3 protein-coding genes are annotated in these 2,630 nt (G+C 67.3%); 1 reads left to right on the top strand and 2 read right to left on the bottom strand.

Going from position 1 to position 2,630, the window contains the following annotated elements; all coding sequences use genetic code 11:
• Positions 1-84: 84 nt before the first annotated feature.
• Entirely contained in the window at positions 85-1,521 is a 1,437-nt protein-coding gene (lpdA, locus tag ACXJKH_RS18415; RefSeq protein ID WP_457321518.1) for a dihydrolipoyl dehydrogenase, read from the top strand.
• A 515-nt stretch (positions 1,522-2,036) separates the two neighbouring features.
• On the opposite strand, the gene ACXJKH_RS18410 is transcribed toward lpdA, so the two are convergent.
• The gene (locus tag ACXJKH_RS18410) at positions 2,037-2,318 is read right to left on the bottom strand and encodes a hypothetical protein (RefSeq protein WP_457321516.1); all 282 of its coding nucleotides are present in this window, start codon (positions 2,316-2,318) and stop codon (positions 2,037-2,039) included.
• The gene (locus tag ACXJKH_RS18405) at positions 2,315-2,527 is read right to left on the bottom strand and encodes a hypothetical protein (RefSeq protein WP_457321514.1); all 213 of its coding nucleotides are present in this window, start codon (positions 2,525-2,527) and stop codon (positions 2,315-2,317) included. The genes ACXJKH_RS18410 and ACXJKH_RS18405 overlap by 4 nt, the downstream gene beginning before the upstream one ends.
• Positions 2,528-2,630 lie beyond the last annotated feature (103 nt).

Here is a 2,630-nt window from a genome sequence, read left to right as displayed (position 1 = left end):
GCACCGCACTGCCCTGCTCTCTCCCCGGCGCCTGCTCGCCACCGGCTTCAAGCGAAGCTCGGGAATGCAACAAGGACTATTTCAATGGCTGAACAATTCGACGTCGTCGTCATCGGTGCCGGTCCGGCCGGCTATCACGCCGCCATCCGCGCCGCGCAGCTGGGCCTGAAGACCGCCTGCATCGACGCGGCCCTGGGCAAGGACGGCAAGCCGGCCCTGGGTGGTACCTGCCTGCGCGTGGGCTGCATCCCGTCCAAGGCGCTGCTGGATTCTTCGCGCCAKTTCTGGAACATGGGCCACATCTTTGGCGACCACGGCATCACCTTCAAGGACGCCAAGATGGACGTCGAGGCGATGGTTGGCCGCAAGGACAAGATCGTCAAGCAGTTCACCGGCGGCATCGGCATGCTGTTCAAGGCCAACAAGGTCGCCGCCTATTACGGCTTCGGTGAGCTGCAGCCGGGCAACGTGGTCAAGGTCACCCAGCACGACGGCTCCATCGTCGAGCTCAAGGGCACCAACGTGATCATCGCCGCCGGTTCGGACTCGATCGAACTGCCGTTCGCCAAGTTCGACGGCGACACCATCGTCGACAACGTCGGCGGCCTGGACTTCACTGAAGTCCCCGCGCGCCTGGCCGTGATCGGCGCCGGCGTGATCGGCCTGGAACTGGGCAGCGTGTGGAAGCGCCTGGGTTCGGAAGTGACCATCCTGGAGGCGCTGCCGGAGTTCCTGGCTGCTGCCGATACCGAAGTGGCCAAGGCGGCCGCCAAGGAATTCAAGAAGCAGGGCCTGGATATCCGTCTGGGCGCCAAGGTCTCCAAGGCCGAAGTGACCGGCAAGGGCAAGAAGAAGGAAGTCGCCCTGACCTACGCCGATGCCGAGGGCGAGAAGACCCTGACTGTGGACAAGCTGCTGGTGGCCGTTGGCCGTCGCGCCGCCACCAAGGGCCTGCTGGCCGAAGGCACCGGCGTCAAGATCAACGAGCGCGGCCAGATCGAAGTGGACGCGCACTGCCACACCGGCGTCGATGGCGTCTGGGCGGTCGGTGACTGCGTGCGCGGCCCGATGCTCGCGCACAAGGGCTTCGAGGAAGGCATCGCCGTGGCCGAGCTGATCGCGGGCCTGCCGGGCCACGTCAACCTCGACACCATTCCGTGGGTCATCTACACCGAGCCGGAGCTGGCCTGGGTCGGCAAGACCGAGCAGCAGCTGAAGGCCGAGGGTATCCCGTACAAGGCCGGCAGCTTCCCGTTCGCCGCCAACGGCCGTGCCGTGGCCATGATCGAGCCGGCCGGCTTCGTCAAGGTGCTGGCGCACGCTGAAACCGACCGCGTGCTGGGCATGCACCTGGTCGGCGCCAACGTGTCCGAACTGGTCCATGAAGGCGTGCTGACCATGGAGTTCAACGGCTCCTCGGACGACCTGGCGCGCATCTGCCACGCCCACCCGTCGCTGTCCGAAGCGGTGCACGATGCGGCGATGGCCGTGAACAAGCGCGCGATCCACAAGGCCAACTGAGCCCTGTAGATGGCGTAACGAAAAACCCCGCTGCGGCGGGGTTTTTTGTGGGCGCATCCGCGTCCCTGGTAGGGCCGGCCGTTGCCGGCTGCGCTTTCTGTTGGGCCTATGTGGAGCCGGCCAGCGGCCGGCACTACCGGTTACGGCCGGAGGCCGGCATACCGATAACGGTGGCGCCAGGCAGCTCTTTCTGTTGGGCCCGCGTGGAGCCGGCCAGCGGCCGGCACTACCTGTCACGGCCGGCGGCCGGCATACCGATAACGGTGGCGCCGGCAGCTCTTTCTGTTGGGCCCGCGTGGAGCCGGCCAGCGGCCGGCACTACCGGTTACGGCCGGAGGCCGGCATACCGATAACGGTGGCGCCGGGCAGCTCTTTCTGTTGGGCCCGCGTGGAGCCGGCCAGCGGCCGGCACTACCGATAACGGGTCGGCCGCTCTTCCCGGCAAATGTGGAGCCGGCCAACGGCGACCGCTGCCGGTCGCGGCCGGCATACTGGCACCGCCGCCACAACGGCCATCAGGCGCGCTTGGCGTTCTTCTCCGGCGCCGCCACGGCCGGCGCCTTCGGCGGATCCTCGCAGATGCGGTGCTGCGCGACCACCTCGCCCACCTTCCATTCCTTCACCACCCGGCAATGTTCCTTGGGGGCGTCCTTGGTGGGCGTTAGATCAGCATCTGCCTCGCTGGCCTTCTGCCGCTCCACCCAGGCCGTGGGCGGGTCAGCGGCAAGCGCCGGTGCGGCCAGCGACAGCGCGATCAGACCTGCGCACATGCGATTCATGCGATCCACGCGATTCATGCGGCCACCGGGCCACCGCCCAGCAACCGCGCCGGCAGCAGAAGGAGCGCGCGCAGGAACGCGAACAGTGCCGTGAAGGTAATCCCGACCAGACGCAACGGAAGGCTCACCAACCAGATGAACGGCCATGCCACCAAAGCCAGGATTGCCAGCGGCCAGCACAGCACGAACAGCAGGCACCACACGCCAAGCGCCAACAGGGTCTTCATCGTCGGTCTCCACCGCACCGGGCGTCATTGCCCACGGTTCTACACTGCGACCGCGCCGATGGGCCCGCAAGGCGCACGCGACGAACACCGACCAGCGCCGACG

This window comes from Stenotrophomonas sp. P5_B8 (genome assembly GCF_054049855.1).
This window is presented reverse-complemented; position numbering and strand designations above follow the sequence as displayed.